Annotated in this window: 16 protein-coding genes; 6 read left to right on the top strand and 10 right to left on the bottom strand. The window is 39.5% G+C overall.

Annotated features, from left to right (window positions below; genetic code table 11):
* Nucleotides 1-14: 14 nt before the first annotated feature.
* From astD to EVU92_RS05565, 5 genes are all read left to right on the top strand, one after another.
* Nucleotides 15-1484 carry a succinylglutamate-semialdehyde dehydrogenase gene (astD, locus tag EVU92_RS05545; RefSeq protein ID WP_130050347.1) on the top strand — a complete coding sequence of 490 codons (1470 nt, stop codon included), beginning with the start codon at nucleotides 15-17 and terminating at the stop codon, nucleotides 1482-1484.
* 128 nt (nucleotides 1485-1612) lie between these two features.
* The gene (locus EVU92_RS05550) at nucleotides 1613-1960 is read left to right on the top strand and encodes a DUF3802 family protein (protein WP_054563480.1); all 348 of its coding nucleotides are present in this window, start codon (nucleotides 1613-1615) and stop codon (nucleotides 1958-1960) included.
* Between the two features lie 142 nt (nucleotides 1961-2102).
* On the top strand, nucleotides 2103-2516 hold the full coding sequence (locus EVU92_RS05555) for an OsmC family protein (RefSeq protein WP_130050348.1): 414 nt from the start codon (nucleotides 2103-2105) through the stop codon (nucleotides 2514-2516).
* Nucleotides 2517-2603: 87 nt separating this feature from the next.
* A complete protein-coding gene (gene speD / locus EVU92_RS05560; protein ID WP_130050349.1) occupies nucleotides 2604-3416 on the top strand; it encodes an adenosylmethionine decarboxylase in 813 nt (270 codons plus the stop codon).
* 128 nt (nucleotides 3417-3544) lie between these two features.
* Nucleotides 3545-5053, top strand: a complete 1509-nt coding sequence (locus EVU92_RS05565) for an NAD(P)H-hydrate dehydratase (protein WP_130050350.1) — start codon at nucleotides 3545-3547, stop codon at nucleotides 5051-5053.
* A 16-nt stretch (nucleotides 5054-5069) separates the two neighbouring features.
* Here EVU92_RS05565 and EVU92_RS05570 read toward each other — a convergent pair whose 3' ends face one another.
* Nucleotides 5070-5519, bottom strand: a complete 450-nt coding sequence (locus EVU92_RS05570) for a response regulator (protein WP_130050351.1) — start codon at nucleotides 5517-5519, stop codon at nucleotides 5070-5072.
* A gap of 158 nt (nucleotides 5520-5677) precedes the next feature.
* Here EVU92_RS05570 and EVU92_RS05575 point away from each other — a divergent pair, with 158 nt between their 5' ends.
* Complete coding sequence (locus tag EVU92_RS05575; protein ID WP_130050352.1) at nucleotides 5678-6436, top strand: LexA family transcriptional regulator; 759 nt, start codon at nucleotides 5678-5680, stop codon at nucleotides 6434-6436.
* 10 nt (nucleotides 6437-6446) lie between these two features.
* Here EVU92_RS05575 and EVU92_RS05580 read toward each other — a convergent pair whose 3' ends face one another.
* The 9 genes from EVU92_RS05580 to EVU92_RS05625 form a co-directional block, all read right to left on the bottom strand.
* The gene (locus EVU92_RS05580; RefSeq protein ID WP_130050353.1) at nucleotides 6447-8789 is read right to left on the bottom strand and encodes an ATP-binding protein; all 2343 of its coding nucleotides are present in this window, start codon (nucleotides 8787-8789) and stop codon (nucleotides 6447-6449) included.
* Nucleotides 8786-9418, bottom strand: a complete 633-nt coding sequence (locus EVU92_RS05585; RefSeq protein ID WP_130050354.1) for a biliverdin-producing heme oxygenase — start codon at nucleotides 9416-9418, stop codon at nucleotides 8786-8788. Before EVU92_RS05585 ends, EVU92_RS05580 begins: the two co-directional genes overlap by 4 nt.
* A 346-nt stretch (nucleotides 9419-9764) precedes the next feature.
* Complete coding sequence (locus EVU92_RS05590; RefSeq protein WP_130050355.1) at nucleotides 9765-10118, bottom strand: hypothetical protein; 354 nt, start codon at nucleotides 10116-10118, stop codon at nucleotides 9765-9767.
* A gap of 75 nt (nucleotides 10119-10193) precedes the next feature.
* Nucleotides 10194-10421 carry a DUF2188 domain-containing protein gene (locus tag EVU92_RS05595; protein WP_130050356.1) on the bottom strand — a complete coding sequence of 76 codons (228 nt, stop codon included), beginning with the start codon at nucleotides 10419-10421 and terminating at the stop codon, nucleotides 10194-10196.
* A 93-nt stretch (nucleotides 10422-10514) separates the two neighbouring features.
* Nucleotides 10515-12173: a group II intron reverse transcriptase/maturase gene (ltrA, locus tag EVU92_RS05600; RefSeq protein WP_130050357.1), complete on the bottom strand. Its 1659-nt coding sequence runs from the start codon at nucleotides 12171-12173 to the stop codon at nucleotides 10515-10517.
* Between the two features lie 1152 nt (nucleotides 12174-13325).
* Nucleotides 13326-14765, bottom strand: coding sequence for a hypothetical protein (locus tag EVU92_RS05610; RefSeq protein ID WP_130050358.1), 1440 nt, complete (start codon nucleotides 14763-14765; stop codon nucleotides 13326-13328).
* Nucleotides 14765-16201 carry a restriction endonuclease subunit S gene (locus tag EVU92_RS05615; protein WP_130050359.1) on the bottom strand — a complete coding sequence of 479 codons (1437 nt, stop codon included), beginning with the start codon at nucleotides 16199-16201 and terminating at the stop codon, nucleotides 14765-14767. The genes EVU92_RS05610 and EVU92_RS05615 overlap by 1 nt, the downstream gene beginning before the upstream one ends.
* Complete coding sequence (locus tag EVU92_RS05620; protein ID WP_130050360.1) at nucleotides 16202-18385, bottom strand: N-6 DNA methylase; 2184 nt, start codon at nucleotides 18383-18385, stop codon at nucleotides 16202-16204.
* Nucleotides 18382-18570: a helix-turn-helix domain-containing protein gene (locus EVU92_RS05625; protein WP_130050361.1), complete on the bottom strand. Its 189-nt coding sequence runs from the start codon at nucleotides 18568-18570 to the stop codon at nucleotides 18382-18384. The genes EVU92_RS05620 and EVU92_RS05625 overlap by 4 nt, the downstream gene beginning before the upstream one ends.
* Between the last annotated feature and the right edge of the window lie 13 nt (nucleotides 18571-18583).

Below are 18583 nucleotides of genomic sequence, written 5' to 3' on the forward strand. Positions count from 1 at the left end.
CAGGAGACATATTAATGACTCATGCAGCGCAATTTATTAATGGTCAATGGCAAGCAGGCCTTGGTCATACTTTTCAATCTGTAAACCCAGCAAATAATGATGTTATCTGGCAAGCAAATACTGCCACAGCTGAACAAGTAGACGGCGCAATCGCTGCTGCACGCGAAGCGTTTTACAGCTGGGCTGATAAAACATTTGCAGAGCGCTTAGCGATTGTAAAAACATTCGCAGAAACACTTAAAAAGCACAGTGAAGAATTAGCGATTGCTATCGCACAAGAAACGGGTAAACCACTTTGGGAAACACGCACTGAGGCAGGTGCTATGGTGGGTAAAATTGCTATCTCTGAAAAAGCATTTTTAGAGCGTACAGGTGATGTTGAAAACCCAATGCCACAAGGTCGTGCGATGATCCGCCACAAGCCTCATGGTGTTGTAGCTGTGTTTGGCCCTTACAACTTCCCTGGTCACTTACCAAATGGTCACATTGTGCCAGCATTATTAGCAGGCAACACTGTGGTATTTAAACCATCAGAGTTAACGCCAGCGGTTGCTGAATTAACTTTAAAGTTATGGGAAAAAGCGGGTCTTCCTGCGGGTGTAATTAACCTTGTGCAAGGTGAAGTTGAAACCGGTAAAGCGCTTGCTGCGCATAAAGGTATCGACGGGTTATTCTTTACTGGCTCTTCGCGTACTGGCCATATTTTACATGAACAGTTTGCTGGTCAGCCGGGTAAAATCTTAGCGCTAGAAATGGGTGGTAATAACCCGCTTATCGTTACTGATGTTGCTGACACTAAAGCGGCTATCCACGATATTATTCAATCAGCGTTTATCTCTACAGGTCAACGTTGTACCTGCGCGCGTAAGTTATTCTTACCTGCGGGCGAGCAAGGTGATGCCATCTTAGCGGGTCTTATTAAAGCAACTAAAGCTATTAAAGTCGGTGACTACGACGCAGAAGAGCAACCTTTCATCGGGTCAATGATTTCTGCTGCGGCAGCAGCTGGTATGGTCACAGCACAACAGCAACTTGTTGAGCTTGGCGCTGAGGTGTTAGTTGAGCTAACTCACAAAGAGAATACCGGCTTTGTAACACCGGGTATTTTAGAGTGTACAAATGTCGCTAACTTCCCAGACGAAGAGCACTTTGGACCTCTTCTTAAAGTATTCCGCTTTACCGATTTTGATGCCGCTATTGATAAAGCTAATGATACTAGCTTTGGCTTATCAGCTGGTTTGTTGAGTGACAGCGCAGCAGATTACGACCATTTCTTACGTCGTATTCGTGCGGGTATCGTAAACTGGAACAGGCCTATCACAGGTGCATCAAGTGCAGCTCCATTTGGTGGTATTGGAGCATCGGGTAACCACAGAGCAAGCGCATATTATGCCGCTGACTATTGTGCATACCCCGTAGCTTCGGTTGAGCTTGAAAAAGTAGCGATGCCAGCGACATTAAGTCCAGGCTTAAAAATCGATTAGTAATCGTAAATAACTATAAAAAGCAGCTTTGGCTGCTTTTTTTGTATGAGATGCGTGGCAAAGGTAGCAATTAAAAGCGCTTTCTGCTTAAATCTAAAGAGGTAGTTTTTTATTAGGTGTGAAGTCGTATGGTTTTAGATAGGCAAGGGTATGATGATCTTGTCATGTATCTCACTCAAAATTTAGCGCTTTTTGAGAAGCCGGGTCAAATTAAACCAGGAGCTCCAACAGTGTTAGAGCTGATTGAAGACGTGATAGCAGAAAACGTCATGTTACTTTGCGAACAACACACAGAGCTTAATACCGAACAACGCAGCCAAATTGTCCGTGAAGTCGACGGTATTGTATACGACTTACAAGAAGTGCTAAGTAGCGTTACAAATCACACAGTAACCGTTGAACAACATGCCTTTATTGACGAATTTGCCGGATTAGTGAAAAACTTATTCGATAGCGCTGTTGTAGAAAGCGCCTAATTTATAAATAACTACAAAATTCTAGTCTTTCAGCGAGTAGCTTGAAATAAGCTACTCGCTTTCATATAGCTTACCTTTTATCCCTTGCATCTGTGAGTGACTTGCTTACAATCAAACAAAATAACTTTAAGAGATAAAACACATGCAAGCGAATGTAAAATGGGTAGATGGTGATACGTTTATTGGCCTTTCAAATTCAGGTCATAATGTAGTTTTTGATGCAGGTAGTGATAGCGCAGCGCCAAGCCCAATGGAAATGGTCTTAATGTCAGCTGGGTGCTGCTCATCTGTTGATGTTGTTAGTATTTTAAAAAAAGCAAAACAATCATTTTCTGATGTGCAAGTTAAGCTAACAGCAGAGCGTGCTGAGTCAGCTCCTCGCGTGTTTACCAAGATTAATCTACACTTTGTGGTCACTGGTGATAATGTTTCAGAAAAGCACCTTGCTCGTGCCGTTCAATTATCTGCTGAAAAGTATTGCTCTGTAGCCTTAATGCTTGATAAGACAGTAGAAATTACGCATAGTCATGAAGTTGTGCAAGAACAGGTAAAATAACGCTTTTTCCGAGCAGAAAATTCGTATAAAATCCGCGAACTTTTATTTCTGCTGGTGCAGGTTCACTCGTTTTAAGGTTGGTTTAGCATGAATAAACCCTTCGATAAAATTAAGCTTCATGGCTTTAATAACTTAACTAAGAGCTTAAGCTTTAGTATTTACGATATTTGTTACGCAAAGACTGAACAACAGCGTAAGGAATATATCGAATATATCGACGAACAGTACAGTGCTGATCGCCTGACCGATATTTTAGGTGAAGTTGTGGATATTATTGGCGCAAACATTCTAAATGTTTCTCGCCAAGATTATGATCCGCAAGGCGCTAGCGTGACAATCTTGATCTCAGAAGAGCCAATTGAACAGCAAACGACGTATGAAGTTGATGAAGCGCCGGGCCCTCTTCCTGAAACAGTTGTAGCGCACTTAGATAAGAGCCACATCTGTGTTCATACATATCCAGAAGCACACCCTGATGATGGTATTTGTACGTTCCGTGCTGATATCGAAGTATCAACATGTGGCATAATTTCGCCATTAAAAGCGTTAAACTTCTTAATTCACAGCCTTGAGTCTGATGTTGTAACCATTGACTACCGTGTACGTGGTTTTACGCGTGACGTAGATGGTGTTAAACACTATATCGATCACGCAATTAACTCAATTCAGAACTACATGACTGAAGATACTAAAGAAGCGTACCAAATGATGGACGTGAATGTGTATCAAGAGAACTTGTTCCATACTAAGATGATGTTAAAAGAAACTGACCTGAATACTTATTTATTCGGTGTTTCTACAGCGGATTTATCTGAAGAAGAAGAAGAAGTTATCTACTCAAAGCTGACTCGCGAGATGCAAGAAATCTTCTACGGCCGTAACTTGCCAGATACAGAGTAAGTAACCACAAGCTTTAAAGAAACGGCGCGTAATGTAAGTTACGCGCCGTTTTTTATTCCTTAAAGCTGCTCATTGACTACATTAGCCTGTACTTATATGCTGGTTAAAAGGCCAATTTAAGGATAGACATGTCAGTTGTGCTCTCGCAGTCGGTATTTTTAGCAGAACAAGTTCGTGAAAATGAAGGCCCAGCAGCTAAGCGCTCTGGTGTAACTTTATATGAGCTTATGGAGCGAGCAGGGCTGGCTACTTATCAGCAAGCTATCAGCTATTTTCCTAAAGCAAGTACATTCGTTGTATTAGCTGGCGTTGGTAACAATGCGGGTGATGGCTATGTTGTTGCCCGCTTAGCTAAACAAGCGGGTAAGCAGGTTACAGTTATTGCTGGCTTACAAGATAAACCTCTCAAAGGTGATGCGCTGAGTGCTCAGCAAGCTTGGCTCAATGCTGGGGGAGCAATAACAACGGATGTTAGCGCTATTGAACAAGCAGATATCATCATTGACGGTTTGCTCGGTACAGGTATTCAAAGCGAGGTGCGCGAACCTTTCTCAGAGTTGATTAAAGCCGCTAATGAAAGTCAAAAGCCGATTGTTGCCATTGATTTACCATCAGGCATTCATGCAGACACAGGTGTAATACAGGGGATCGCAATAAAAGCGGCACTCACTGTTACCTTTGTGGGTATTAAACAAGGTTTAGTGACAGGACAAGGACGAGCACATGCAGGTAATCTTGAGTTTGCTGACTTAGGTATTGGAGATACCTTTTTAAAACTGACAGCACCCACTGCTGAGCTTATCAATTATCAAAGTCAATCACCGCTCTCTCGACGTGATAATAACAGTCACAAAACTAACCATGGTAAGTTGCTATGTATTGGTGGTAACACAGGGACAGCGGGTGCAATTCGTTTGACCGCAGAAGCCGCTCTTCGGACTGGCGCAGGTATGGTGAAGGTTTATACTCACAGCAGTTCTATTTTGCCAGTCAGTATTGGCCGACCAGAATTAATGGTGACTGATACAAACTTAATTAGTGCATTAGAATGGGCAAGTTGTATCACCATCGGCCCTGGGCTTGGACAAGACACTTGGTCAGAAACAACATTTGAAACTGTCATGCAGTATTGTTTCACTAATAATAAACCTCTGGTGATTGATGCTGATGCACTTAACTTAATGGCTCAGCATGCTTCGTCATTCCCATTAGTTAATACAGTTATAACACCACACCCCGGTGAGGCTGCAAGGTTACTCAATTGTCGCGCAAGCGATATTGAAGAAAATCGCTTTCATGCGGTAAAGCAGCTCGCACATAGCTATACCACTACTTGTGTACTAAAAGGTGCTGGTAGTTTAATTGCTGACACTAACCAAACATGGGTGTGTACAGATGGAAATCCTGCACTTGCGGTTGGCGGCAGTGGCGATGTTTTAACAGGCATCATAGCGGCCCTGATCGCACAGGGGCTTACTCCTCAGCAAGCAGCTTGCTTAGGCGTAACCTTACATGCAAAAGCTGGCGATATTGCCGCAGAGCGTGAAGGCGAAAGAGGCATGTTACCGAGTGATTTGTTTGTCGTTGTAAGGAAGCTGATAAAAGAGTTGGCAAGCAGTGCTGACTTGAGCAGGTAAGGCTAAATATTTCGCCTTAGTCTAAGACTATCCTAGCTTGAACAAGCCAATATTGAGTTAGCATTTTCATTGAATCAACTAAATCATAATAGCTAGAAGGCTTGGTCATAAAGGCGTTAGTACCTAAGCTATAACATTGCTTAATATCAACTTCTGAATCAGAAGTCGTAAAAATTATGATGGGAATATGGCGGTAACGCTCCGATTTTTTTAGTTCGACTAACGCTTCTTTTCCACCCTTTCTTGGCATGTTTAGGTCTAATAAAATAAGGCTTGGTAGAATTTTATTTTTATCGAGTGACTCAAGTAATTGCATGCCGTCATCAACAAATTGAATTTTATTTTCATCGACATTATTTTCAACCAGGGCATCACGGATGAGTTCTTGATCATCGAGGTCATCATCCGCAACTAAAATATAGCTCACAGAGCGTAACTTTTTGATAAATAATTTGTCGTTAAACATTAGCAACTCCTGATTAGCTTATCTTTTTCACGTAGATACTTATAAATAAAACAACAAATTAAATAATTAGTTAATCGAATAGTATATACTTTAGTTAAGTAGGTGTTATATTAACTTGCTTATACCCATAATACAAACATAAGTTTATTAATAACCCAATGACAGTAAATCTTACTAGTACTAATAGAGTGGTAGCTCTTCGCGAAAGTTTGAACCTTTCTCAACAAGAGTTTGCCGATAAAATAGGTATAACTCAGGGGGCTCTATCACAACTGGAGGCTGGCAAGTCGACCCTATCTCTCAGTACTATTATTAAAATCAGCAAAGTGTTTAATGTAGATTGTAACTGGCTTATTTTTGGTATAGAAGGATTTGATGACTCGAGTTTCCAGAGTTATCAAAAAGCCTTAGAGACTTCATTTATTCCACTTGTCAATGAAGAAGCTCAAGCTGGTTATATAGAACAGTGTAGTGATGAAGACTATATTAAAACTCTGGATGTTTATAAAATTCCGGGGTTTGAAAATGGCAATTATCGACTATTCGAAGTTGAAGGCGATAGCATGATGCCAACTATCCGCCCCAGAGAAACGCTGATCACTGAGCAAGTCAAGGATATTAATCAGTTAGAGAATGGTTCAGTTTGTGTTGCTGTCACTAAAGATGGCATTGTCGCAAAACGCCTCTTTAGCCACAAGACAGACCCCGTCAGTTACTTATTTAAGAGTGATAACCCTGAGTACAAAACATATTCAATTCAGGGAAGTGATATCTTAGAAATCTGGCATGTAAAAGCAAAAATAAGTTCTATAACCGATCAAGACTCACATATGCAAAGTCAGCGTTTTGAGTCTATTGAAAATGAAATTAGACAACTTAAAGAGCATATTAATAGAGTTTTACCGCCACAATCGTAGCGGTAAATTACTAAAACTGACTTAGTTTTATTTCTCTTAGTGGTAAGGTGACGTAAAACTGAGAGCCTTCATTGATATTTGCTTCTGCTGTAATTGTCCCATGGTGTCGTTCGACTATTTTCTTACAAATAGCTAAGCCTAACCCTGTTCCTTCGTATGCTTGTTTAGAGTGAACCCGTTCAAAAAGGTTAAATATTCTGTCTTTAAACTCGCTATTAAAACCTATTCCGTTATCAATGACAGCGATAACAAGATGCTCGTCTGTTCGCTCAACTGACTTAATCCCTATAATGGGTGCTTGATGTGGGTGACTAAATTTAAGCGCATTGAGAATTAAGTTTTGAAACAAACGCTGGATTTGTCGTTTGTCGCCATAGATTTCACCAATGTCTTCTATGTGAAACACCGCGTCCTTGTCAGCGATAATTAACTCAAGATCATCAAGAATATCATGAAAAACATCTGATGCTGAAAAGTGACGAAACTCTTCGCCTTTTCGATTGATTCTAGAAAAACTCAATACTCCTTTGATAAGTTTTTGCATTCTTTCGGCAGAATCCATCATACGAGAGATATAAGAAGCGTTTCTTTCTCCAATCTGTTCTTTAGAGTTTTGCAGGCGATCGCCGAACATTTGTATTTTTCGTAAGGGTTCTTGTAAATCATGAGACGCAACAAAAGCAAACCGTTCTAACTCTTGGTTAGACTCTTCAGATTTTCTAAGTGCGATTTCAAGGTCAAGCTCGGCTTGTTGTCGAGTGAGTATTTCCGCTTTTAAAGCGACAGTTCGCTCATTAACTTTAGTTTCTAATAAGTTGTTTAACTTTTTAAGGCGCTCAGATTTTTCAATAACATGATTAACCAAATGATTGCGAAACTTTATAGCGCAAGATATTTCGTTTGCCTTCCAAGGTGAGCATTTATTACGAACATTCTCTTGCCATAAACGAAATGAGCTACGAGGCATAAGGCGGTGACTACCGTCGTCAAGAAATTCGATTATCTTTTCAGGTTTCCCCCCCCAATTTTTTGTTTCAATCACCTCTTTACGAAACCACATAATAAATAGGTTTTCATTAGTAGAAACAGGCATAGCAAGTACGCCGCTTGCAATATTAGCAAACTTACTAAATTCAGCATTTTCATTAGACAAGTGATGGTTATGATACAGCAGTTCATCTTCTAAGTGGTTGCTTTTCAACCACTCAAATAAATGATAAATATCATCATTTGCGGGTACATCCCCGAAACTTTCAATATCTTTTTCTAGCCGCCATGCAACACCATCAGCACTTAGCATGCTAAGTAAAGCAGGAACTTGTTTGCGTAAGCCATCAATGAAAAAGACTTCTTCAGACATATGCTCTGCTATCTCTGCACTGATGGCGGTGGCTTTAGCTTCTTGAATCGCTTCGATTGATTGTGTTTTGAGGGAAATTATATATGAGAGCATCAACCCCATATACTGTGCAACTTGTCGTGCCTCAAAAGGGACAACATGGCTTGAATAGTGGTGACAAGCAATTAACCCCCATAATTTACCAGCAATAATAATACTGATAGACATTGATGCTTTAACACCCATATTGCGTAAATATTGGCAATGAATGGGGGAGACACTTCTGGTTATACACGTGCTTAAATCTACAGGCTTGTCTTGTGGGTAGATAGGTGATACTTCAGCATCCACATCTGCAAGTAACCTTATAGGATTACGCAAATATAAAGCGCGTGCTTGCTTTGGAATATCTGACTCAGGAAAATGCTGGTGTAGAAATGAGTTTAACTCACCTTTTTTGGCTTCTGCTACGACTTGACCATTATATTCATGGTCAAACTGATAGAGCATAACGCGATCAAAACCTGTTAAGTTCCGAACTTCTTCTACTGCTGTGTCGAATGATGAGTTTAGCTCTTTTTTGTCAGCTATTAGGTGAAGAGATTGCTTCATCAAGTAATTCATGGGGTCAATACTTGAGTGCTCTTTCTTTATATCAAACTCAAGTTCAATGAGTAAGTATTCATCGTTACGAGAAATAACACCTTTAATAGAGGTCTCAGGCGATTTACCTTTTAACTCAATCTTGAGTGGGTTAATGGCATGAAAGTCCTTTTGGGCTTTATTTTCCTCTATGATATTAGATGTATTCGCTTCAAAGAAATTAGTTATATGTGAGCCTACTAAGCGATCCTTTTGTGTATTTAAAAGCAATAAAATATTTTCGCTGAAATAGCATATTTTGAGTGTTTCAGGGTCAACAACTAGTAAGTACCCATGCGGTTGTATAGAGCCTGGAATATGAATAGGTTCTTTATGGCAATTGTCTAATGAGACTTTAAATGTATTGCTCAATTTATATCTCCAAGCGCTTGAGAGATTAAGCTAAATGCCTTATTTGCTCCCAATAAAATGTCATCTGCTGAGTTTGGGTTGTCGTTATGATACTGCTTTAGTGCGTGGATAAATTGAGCCCACTTTTGATTCCTAAGTTCACCATAACTATAAAAAAAACGGATCCCTTCAAGCTCATTTATCCAATTATGCTTTTTAAGCGCTTTAAATATGTGACCTCCACCCATGGTGGCTCCCTCCATTACATACATCATTCCAAATGCATGTGATACGTTGCAGATATTTTTTAAATCATCGTGTTTATATAATTTAACAGATGGAGCGTGTTGAGATGTTTGCAAATAAGCAATATCTTGATTTAACCAGCTTAGCTTGCTGCGGCCAACAAGTAGATGTTTTGTGGCACCATAGGTTGATATAGCATCCTCCATAATAGAATAGCTACTATGCATTGCGATTAAAATTTCTAAATACGATTGTTGGGTCATATTTTTATCGAATAATACTGCACCTAGTTGTTTTTCCACACGAGAGTGAAGGAAGTCGGTACTATTTTTTATAAAAGTATGAATATTATTTTGATCGCTATTGCAAGTTATTACAGTGGCGTTTGATAAAGCTGAACCCATTGTTATCCTGAACGTATTTGGAGCATTCTAGTAGTATTCGCACCAGTATATACTTAGGTACAAGTATGTAAAATACAAAATTAAGGGTGATTAGGAAAAGGCAACTATTTATTGCGGGTTCAAATGACTTGTAAAGTTAGAAGGTCTTTGTTTATTTACAGAGCAAGTAAATGAATGCAAAAAACCCAGCCGGAGCTGGGTTTTTTAAGCAAAGTGCTTGGGAGGGATGATGTCGGGTAGCAGCAGTGCATTACTGCACCGCCGCCCCCTAAGAACCGTACGAGCGAGTTTCCCCGCATACGGCTCAAGCCTTTATAAGTCAGTACCTAAATAAAGACCAGCGATTTTAACCGAAATACTTTCCAGCTAAGAAGGCCATAGCCAATGTAAAAAGCCAACCAAAAAACTTGGTTAACTTCATACCTCTGTCTATGTTCTCCCATCTTAGGGCTTTCTTGTACCAAGGTGCATGAGCCTTCTCATATGAAGAGATATACTCATGTCCCTTAGAGGTTATGAATAGCCCTCTGAATTGAGTAAATTCACTTACTGCTGTTCGTGATTTTGCTCTCGCTAAACCTTCATGAACAAGTAACTCTATTACATCGAAATCAACTCCACTATCAGTAGAGTAGATTTCTTCAATAATCATTCCCTTGTCTTTAAGGCTTAATAACGTCTGGTAGTACTTTTCGTCCATTCTCTTCTCTATTTAGCAAAGTAACATGAGTGATAAGACGGCAACTACTTAATGCCGTATTTATAAAACTCAGGGTTAGCTCTTATCTTTGGGTGGACATGGATCATTACCATAAGAATCTCGAGCTCTAATTTTTCCGTCTCGGCCTTTAATGAACAGTTCACTTTCTTGACGTCGAGCAGTTTCGCGCGCAGCATCAATGGCTTCTTTTTGCGTATCGTAGCGTCCTGATAACTTTTCATTACCTTCACCACGAACGCCCCAACCATCATCAGTTTGCACGACCCATTGGTTTTTACCCATGTTATTTGCCTCATATGAAAGAGCGACATTGCTCAAAATTTATATGTGGACATATATACAGTATTTCAAGAGCAAAGGTGAATAATTTTTAAACTACGTATTCACATGCAATTGCCTATGACAATTGGGATGCAACAACACTAAGTTACTTAGCTCATCAGAACCGCCTTTTACCCTTTCCACTATATGATGGATATTCCATCCTGTTTCTTTGGTAATTTTGTGGCGGCACATAACGCAGCATTGCTGCTGCCTGAGCCAGAGCATCAGCACTTTCCTTTTGCCCTGCATTGATTCACGCCAAGCTCGCTCTAAGCGTTGCTCGAAGTATTCCTCAAATGCCAAGTCATAAGGGTTGGCTTCTGCTTTTATCTTAGTATGTCGCTTTATCACCACATCGTTACATGAGAATAGGCGAAGTATTTTCGACTCCTCCCATTCACCGGAAAATACCCAGTTGCGTTTGCCCACTGTTTTAAAGTACTTAGACTTAACCCAGTGAAAGCGACGATTTTTATGTCGCCGTCGGCACCACTTCCAAAGCATTTTCCAAACCCGATAATCAACATAATTAAAGGTTTCCTTGGCAACGATATGTCTGTGATAGTTTGCCCAACCTCTAAGTACAGGGTTGAGCATGTATATCAACAAACCAGCCGTCACCGTTTTATTGCCGCTAATTATGTTTCTGACTTTATGGAGGAACGTTCGCAGGTTCTTTCGGCTTGGCTTAATTAAAAGCTTGCCTTTGTACTTGCGTAAGTTTTGCCCCAAAAAGTCAAACCCTTCATCAATATGGGTTATCACCGTTTTTTCCGGCGAAAGCGTCAGCCCCCGTTTCGCCATAAAGGCTTCAACGAGAGGTTTTACTTCATCTTCCAGCAACTCTTGCGAGATACCAGTAATAATGAAGTCATCTGCATATCGCACATAGTTAACCTTGGTCTTGTAGCTGGCTTTAGTGTTCTTCTTCCCAAAACGGGATTCAAGCACCGTTTCCAAACCATCAAGCGCCATATTGGCCAACACAGGAGAAATAATTCCCCCTTGCGGTGTCCCTGCTTCAGTCGGATTCAGTTTACCGGATTCCATGTAACCGGCTTTCAGCCATTTTCCGAGTACTCGTTTATCCAATGGAATGTTGGCGAGTAACCAGTCATGACTGATGTTATCGAAGCACCCTTTGATGTCCCCCTCTAACACCCATTTGGCAGAATGCTTGCGACTGAGGTTCACAAAACATTGCTCAATCGCATCTGCCGTTGAGCGCATCGGGCGAAAGCCATAGCTATTTCTATCGGCGGTTGTTTCCGACACAGGCTCTAGCGCCAGCAGGTATAAAGCCTGCATAGCTCTGTCGAACATGGTCGGTATCCCAAGCGGTCGACGCTTACTGTTCGCTTTTGGAATATAAACCCGCCTCAACGGTTTGGGCTTATAGCCCTTACGCGTTAATCGAAATAGCGCCAGCCATTTACTCTCAGGTGTACTCCATAACTCCCCATCGACACCGGCAGTCCTTTTGCCTCGATTTTCAGTTACCCGTTTAACCGCCAATGCCTTGGCAGCAAACGAGCGCACCAACATGCGTTGCAGGGCTTTCACCTTGCGCCACTGTTGCTGCTTCGTCGCCTTCGCGATCCGTACTTGTAGCCCTCTCACCTTGCGCTCAACCGAATACCAATCAATGGTATGCCAGCTGTTTGCTTGGTGGGAGAACGCAGGTACATGGAACATACATTTCGTACTCATCTTGCTTTCCTCCATAACCACAGAACGGAGAAAAGCCAAGCCCTTACGGGGATAGCTAATCCCCGCTTGGGTTAATTTGTAAGATGGCTTTACACGCCTTCACACGATTAAAGACCAGTCTGAATTTGGCACTCTTTCGAGTTAGGGCAAAGTTAGAACCCCTATCCGAACCATTACAGTTCAGCCTTCGCTTGGTCAGACATCCTTTACCCGCTTATCCAACAGCGCTCCTTACGGATTGCCTGCCTGTGTTACTGTTACCAGCAATCAGGCGAATAATCGGGCTTACCGAGTTCCATTGCAGTTACACGAGCAACGTAGGTTCTGTCTATCTACCGGTGGTCATAAGACGGCGTAATCCCAGATGTAAAAGGATTAACCGACCACGTACCTTTTGGTCAGAGCGCATCAACAATATTTCGCTCTTTGCGGTTGACGGTATTTATCAACAGTTCACTTACGTTAACCATATTGCCCAGCCTAGCCCCCAGCCAGCTTATTGTTAGCCAACTATGCCCACTCTCACGAGTTAAGACACCGTTTACACAGGGGTACATTGTCAGGAAGCTTTGCACCATGCCGTTACCAGCATCGCACTATCCCTAGGCTACTGTTAGCCGTATAACAGGTCTCTCTACCGAAATGCTGAAACAAAGCGGTGAGACAATAACTACAACAGCTTACGCCGGAGATCGCTCCAGCAGCAAAATTCCAATAAGTCGTGCCAGAAGTGGCAAGCAGACGGGAGTATCCTAGAAGGTTAAAATTGTCGGCAGGCTGACGCCGCCGTTCTTTTTCCCTTTTGCACAAAAGACTATGCTTCTAGATACCTACGTGTTGAGGGCAGCGCAGACATTAACACTTTGCGCCCGTTTTCTTTATGCTGACCGACAATAACGATCAGGCGAACATTCTCTTTCGAGAATGCCGTTGATCGGATTGTGCGATCCGACCAACGGATTTCGACTACTAATTTTTGCAGGTGGGTGAGCAAGTACATAAGTACTTGCTTACGGTGTAGCCTGCTAGGTTAGCGACCTACGCGACTCTCGTCGCACTACATCATGCCGCCCATTAAGGCGGTAAGATATTGATTTAATGGCGTTTATGGGTTGTGTTTAGATGAGGTACCCTTGGTTATACCCCAAGCTATTAAAGGCCATAGTAAATTTTTATTTGCTCTTTCAACTTCAAGCGTAATGAATTAGTGTCATTGACCCTAAGCTGCTTAATTGAAACTAAGTTAAATCCCACATCCTGAGAAGCATTTCCTACAGAACTATTGTGAATCAATATAAAGTTATCGTGATTCAGGCCTTGACCTTTGTTCAAGCCCATCAAATACCCAATTTCATGATAAACGTTCTTATTACCCTTTGATAAGTCTGCAACCAATAAGCCACAGGTTTCAATTAAAGAGAGAATTTCATCATTAATGTCATAGGAATAGCCGGTATTAAATTGGTCTATTCTGATTTCTCTAATACCAATATTTTCATTAAATTCATCATTAATTTCATCTATCGCGTTTTTAATAGCTTCAAAGTTTTGTTGTGTATCATCTGAGAATTGCATGGAAATAAAGACCTCTTTTCTCTTGGATTCAGCTATCTTGTCAAATATTTTGATAAATTCGTCAACTCTCATGTCAGTCAATTCAAAAATATGGTTCTTGACTACCCAATTTGAAAATAGATGAACTTTTTGAGGGGACATATGTTGATAATAGATAAACGCAGATAGCAAACCTGAACTCTTAATTTGGGCTAATTCCGTATTATCGAACAAGCTGTTTACGCTGCTAAGTAATGAAAGAAATTGTCCTGTACCTGATTCCTCTTTTGGGAGAACTTCCTTTTTTAACATCAAGTTAATTGTGTTGACTAAAAATGATCTTAAATTAGGTAGTATGGAACTTTTTAAGTTTGGCAGTAGAGTAAAGTTAATTTGTTTTTTTATTTCTCTGGCAAAGTAGTATTGCCAACCAAATGAAGGATTATTTTGCAGTTCACTAGAAGAAAAGTTCATTTCATCATCAATAATGGATTTCAATGTCTCTTCAGTAGTTAATGGCCTTCCTTTAGAGTTTATATTAAAAAATAATGATTTTTCATTTTTTTCTACAATATCTGAATTGAAAAGGACTATACAGAAAGGAATTTCTTCAGTTAAAACGTTGCTCGTGTTTTGTGCACTTAGCCTATGATTTCCATCAATTCGACCAAATGGAATTAATCCATCAGGAATTGAAATAGTTGCAAGCCCGCTTTTGGTAGGACTTACGAGAATATCATTCACATTTGACTTAAACTTCTCTCCCATAAGAACGTGATTCGTTGGACTTCCGTTTAAGCTCGGTGCAGAATTATCATTGAAGTCAAACTTCAACTCCAATGACAATATAACTTCAGGAAAGAAGACAGCTTCACCTCTGTCATAAAACTGCTCAATATCCCGTAAATGTTCAGGAATAGTGTCTCTTTGATAATCTTTAGGCTCAGAGAGTGCAACAATATCGCTAAAAGTTGCAGTCCCTCTAACAGTTAAAAAACCACCAAATGTATTACTAAGTGTTCCTTTTAAATTTTTCACTACATATCCTTTAAGATCATTTGTTCGACTTCTTTAAATGTTAAGTCCAAAATAGAATCAGCTTCTTTTTTAAGTGCTTTTGCTTTATCTCTTATTCTGTCAATAACACCAACTATCCTGACTTGTTCTGACAATGGGATAAGAGGGATTTTAACATTTTTTAATACGTCATTACTTATTCCTGACTGATTATTCCAATTTGTGCATAAAGTAAAAAATACTTTGTTACGTTGATAGCAATTAAACAAGTGAGAATAAAACCTACCGTCATGATCTTTTTTAAACTTAACTCTAGTAATATGATTAGATGAAAAATAATCTCCCTCTAAATCGAAAAGAATAGTTTTACCTACTAGCTCTTGACTGTTTGTATTGTTAAACAGTAGCTCCCCTTTTTTTAATAAATCTTTTTTATGAGGTTCTAACTTTATTCGATCAATATATACATTTTTATCAAATACAAACTCTCTTTCATTACTGATATTCGTAGGTCGTATTTGGACGATATCCTCCTTGAGAGATGATTGTTCATCTTTACCTGCTGCAAAGCCAGACTGTAGAGATGAAATTACAGAGTTTAGAGTTACAATAGGGTAAGTAGATTTATCTAAAAGAGTGTAGATCCCACCTAAATGATATAAAGGATCAAATCTTCCTTGACTAACTTCACTAAAGTTTTTGAAGTACATTTTGTTCGTATTGGAAGCTTCATTTTGTTCAATAAAAGGTATACCAAGCTCTTTCATTAAAATATCATCTATGCTCTCGATTAATCTGTTAGCCTCTTTTTCTTTGTTCCGAGATTCATCAAGCTTCTTGAAATAATATTCAGAAACTCTCTTCTGGTTTTTTAAGTCAGGTAGAGGCATTTTAATTTTTCTAATATCCTCTAGGTGCAGATCTGGTACACCAGAACCTTTTACGACTCTATGATACTGAAGGTAAGCTAGGTTTGAGTTTAAGAAAATTTCTAAAAAATCTGACAAAACGACTTTCTTTGGTCGTAGGAGTGCAACACTAACAAATAATTGAAATCTTTCGGTGGATTTAACAACGCTTGCGTATCCATATGTTCCAATCTTTGTAAGTAAAACATCTCCATTTTTAGGCTTACATCTTTTATCTAGTTCATCAGCTTCCTGTTCGGAAATAAACTTTGTTTTTTCTAAATTAATAAATGATTTCCTGACATTTTTTACACTTACGAATTTAACCCCACTATTTGTGTATGATGGAGTATGATGAGTACCATCACTTATCAGTGTTGTAATATCTTTCAAGTTAACCAAAGGGAAATCAGCACTCTCTAGCCTATTAATATTTTCCTCGTAAATAGATGAATAGAATTTGGGTTCTAGTCGCTCTCCCGTAACGTGGCTCCATTTAGTTATGAATATATTGCTACATTCTTTTTCAGAGGTTGACCCGAAACTCATTCACGAATCCTCCAATTCAATCGAACTAATAAATTTACGAAGTTCTACTGATATAGGAACTAAGTCATTCCGATTGGTTTCTTTTCCTGTTGAATCAAAACCTATATCTTCAGCAATAGCCATAAAAACAGGATAATCGTGATTCTCAGAGATAGCAGCTTTCCAAAGCTCATCAAATACACTTAGTGTTTTATCTTTTAAAGAATCTAATTGCTCTGCGTACTTTGCGTTTAGCTCTTTTCTCCAAATTTTGAAACTTTCGTCCTCTTTATTACCAGAGTAAGACTTTAATTCTTCCGCCTTTTCTTTATTAATACGCAAATATTCACTATCAAAACCCGAAATCGTCTTAGCTTTTGATCTGATATCACTCTTTAATGTCTTTAATATCTCTCTTTTCTTCGCTGAATACTTTTTAACAATCAGAACAGAACTTTTGACACCAGCTCCATTTGCTGCAAATGCCGTTTGAGGCATACTTACAACAGCTACTAGTCTGAAATCTGCTTCTATTTGATCTCGGACATTTTTGAGTGACGTGTTTGTCAAAATTCCATCAGGAATTACAACGGCCAAGTATCCACCTTCTTGTAAGAAATTAAAATCTTGTTCAATAAAAAGTACCTCTGTTGATTGGTTTGGTCTAAGTGCCGCCTTACTTTTAGGATTCAACCAATCAACTGATTTATTGCCTAGCCTATATTGATGCAGGTACGCTTTTTCGGTTTGTTTAACAACTGAGCCGAATGGTGGATTAGTTATAACAAATTTAAATGACTCTTCTTCAAACCCGCCATTAGTTGTTTTATCTTGAATCGTATCTCCTTGATAGCTTTCATCTAACCCTTTTCGTGAGATAGGTAATAGTCCATCCGAACTAATCACATTTGTATGGCCGTCATCATGAATAATCATATTCATTTTTGCAGTACGAGATATTTGTTCGTTTATTTCTATTCCAAACAGCTTCTTCTCCGCGAAGTCATGCCAAAAATCAAAGTGTGCTTTGTATCCTTTTGGCGTATCTAAATCGTAGTATCCGTCTTCAGCTCTTTTATCGGCTTGTTTTCGAACTTTATCTAAGGCATGTAATAAAAAGCCACCACTGCCACAAGAAGTATCTAGTACCTTATCTTTATTCGTAATAGGAAGAACATCAACGATAAACTTAACAATTGGTCTTGGGGTAAAATATTGGCCAAAATCTCCTCGGAAAAAGCTGCCCATAAAGGTTTCGAATGCTCTTCCTTTACTATCTAAATCAGTTTCGCTTAAATTTATCCCTTCAAGATAACTTACTACCGCTCTGCACTTTTTGGCATTAAGCCTAACTCCTTCTTTGAATACCTCTGGATCTTTTTCTTTTCCCTTTTCATAAAGGCCATGAATACGCTTTAATAATGATTCATTGATCTCTTTTTCTTGTTTTACTTTTTCTTCTTCAGTTTTAGCTAATTCTCCAGACGTAATTATCTGAAAGTCATAAGGCTCTCCACTTCGCCTGTCAGCTCTCTCATCCCAAATTTTACAAAAAATTAATTTATCAAGCTCATCGAATGCTTCTGACGGGTTTAGCTCACCACCTCCCCACAAAGCTTGGTGTGCCTGCTTAAATAAACTTGTTAAATCTGCTTCCGATACCTTTTCTAAGTCTGATAGTTTTTGACCATTTTTTACGCCGCCATTTTTTGCATATTTGAATGGGGATAGTTTAGTTACGCCTTTTTGAGGGATGTCAGTAATTGAATTTCGACTATGGCGATCTTTGTCAACTTGAAAGTATTCGTTCTTTAACTGTGAAGTAACCCAAAGGTATTTTATCGTGCCTGCTAGGGCTTGAGCGTATGAAAGCCCCTGATTGATGGCCTGATCAAACTCCATTTCTGAAACTTCTTGTTTTTTGCACTCCACTATTATGTGAGGCTTGGTGCAAGCATTATCATTATAAACAACAATATCAGCTTCACGCACAGAAGACCCCATGGTTACAGGTACAAAGTTTCGAATTTGCTTAGGTGAGTAATAGTATTCAAAAATTAGAGACAAGTACGCCTCTGCTTGAACTTGCTCCTCTGGATTCTGATAGTTTCTTGATTTATTTTGTTCTGTATATGTAATAGTTTTTTTGTCTTCACTATCAAACTTGATATAGCCTTTAGCTAAACCTTGCTCTATTAAATTCATGATAATTTATCCGTATGATACTTTTGGTTTTCTATCCACTGGTCAAGATCTGTTCTCTTAAACCGCCAACTGCCGCCTACTTTAAATCCCGGCAGCTTACCTTCAGCAGCCAACCGATAAGCAGTTTTTTCTGTCAACTTAAGATATTCAGCCAATTCTTTTAATGTGAGTATTTCGTCAGACATTTGGAATCCCCAA

The sequence above is a fragment of the Pseudoalteromonas sp. MEBiC 03485 genome (assembly GCF_004195145.1).
Lineage (GTDB): Bacteria > Pseudomonadota > Gammaproteobacteria > Enterobacterales > Alteromonadaceae > Pseudoalteromonas > Pseudoalteromonas apostichopi.

What these genes read in the sequence shown, in the direction of transcription:
- astD (WP_130050347.1), top strand. Translation starts at nt 15, where the DNA reads ATGACTCATGCAGCGCAATTTATTAATGGTCAATGGCAAGCAGGCCTT.
- EVU92_RS05550 (WP_054563480.1), top strand. Translation starts at nt 1,613, where the DNA reads ATGGTTTTAGATAGGCAAGGGTATGATGATCTTGTCATGTATCTCACT.
- EVU92_RS05555 (WP_130050348.1), top strand. Translation starts at nt 2,103, where the DNA reads ATGCAAGCGAATGTAAAATGGGTAGATGGTGATACGTTTATTGGCCTT.
- speD (WP_130050349.1), top strand. Translation starts at nt 2,604, where the DNA reads ATGAATAAACCCTTCGATAAAATTAAGCTTCATGGCTTTAATAACTTA.
- EVU92_RS05565 (WP_130050350.1), top strand. Translation starts at nt 3,545, where the DNA reads ATGTCAGTTGTGCTCTCGCAGTCGGTATTTTTAGCAGAACAAGTTCGT.
- EVU92_RS05570 (WP_130050351.1), bottom strand. Translation starts at nt 5,519, where the DNA reads ATGTTTAACGACAAATTATTTATCAAAAAGTTACGCTCTGTGAGCTAT.
- EVU92_RS05575 (WP_130050352.1), top strand. Translation starts at nt 5,678, where the DNA reads ATGACAGTAAATCTTACTAGTACTAATAGAGTGGTAGCTCTTCGCGAA.
- EVU92_RS05585 (WP_130050354.1), bottom strand. Translation starts at nt 9,418, where the DNA reads ATGGGTTCAGCTTTATCAAACGCCACTGTAATAACTTGCAATAGCGAT.
- EVU92_RS05590 (WP_130050355.1), bottom strand. Translation starts at nt 10,118, where the DNA reads ATGGACGAAAAGTACTACCAGACGTTATTAAGCCTTAAAGACAAGGGA.
- EVU92_RS05595 (WP_130050356.1), bottom strand. Translation starts at nt 10,421, where the DNA reads ATGGGTAAAAACCAATGGGTCGTGCAAACTGATGATGGTTGGGGCGTT.
- ltrA (WP_130050357.1), bottom strand. Translation starts at nt 12,173, where the DNA reads ATGAGTACGAAATGTATGTTCCATGTACCTGCGTTCTCCCACCAAGCA.
- EVU92_RS05615 (WP_130050359.1), bottom strand. Translation starts at nt 16,201, where the DNA reads ATGAGTTTCGGGTCAACCTCTGAAAAAGAATGTAGCAATATATTCATA.
- EVU92_RS05620 (WP_130050360.1), bottom strand. Translation starts at nt 18,385, where the DNA reads ATGAATTTAATAGAGCAAGGTTTAGCTAAAGGCTATATCAAGTTTGAT.
- EVU92_RS05625 (WP_130050361.1), bottom strand. Translation starts at nt 18,570, where the DNA reads ATGTCTGACGAAATACTCACATTAAAAGAATTGGCTGAATATCTTAAG.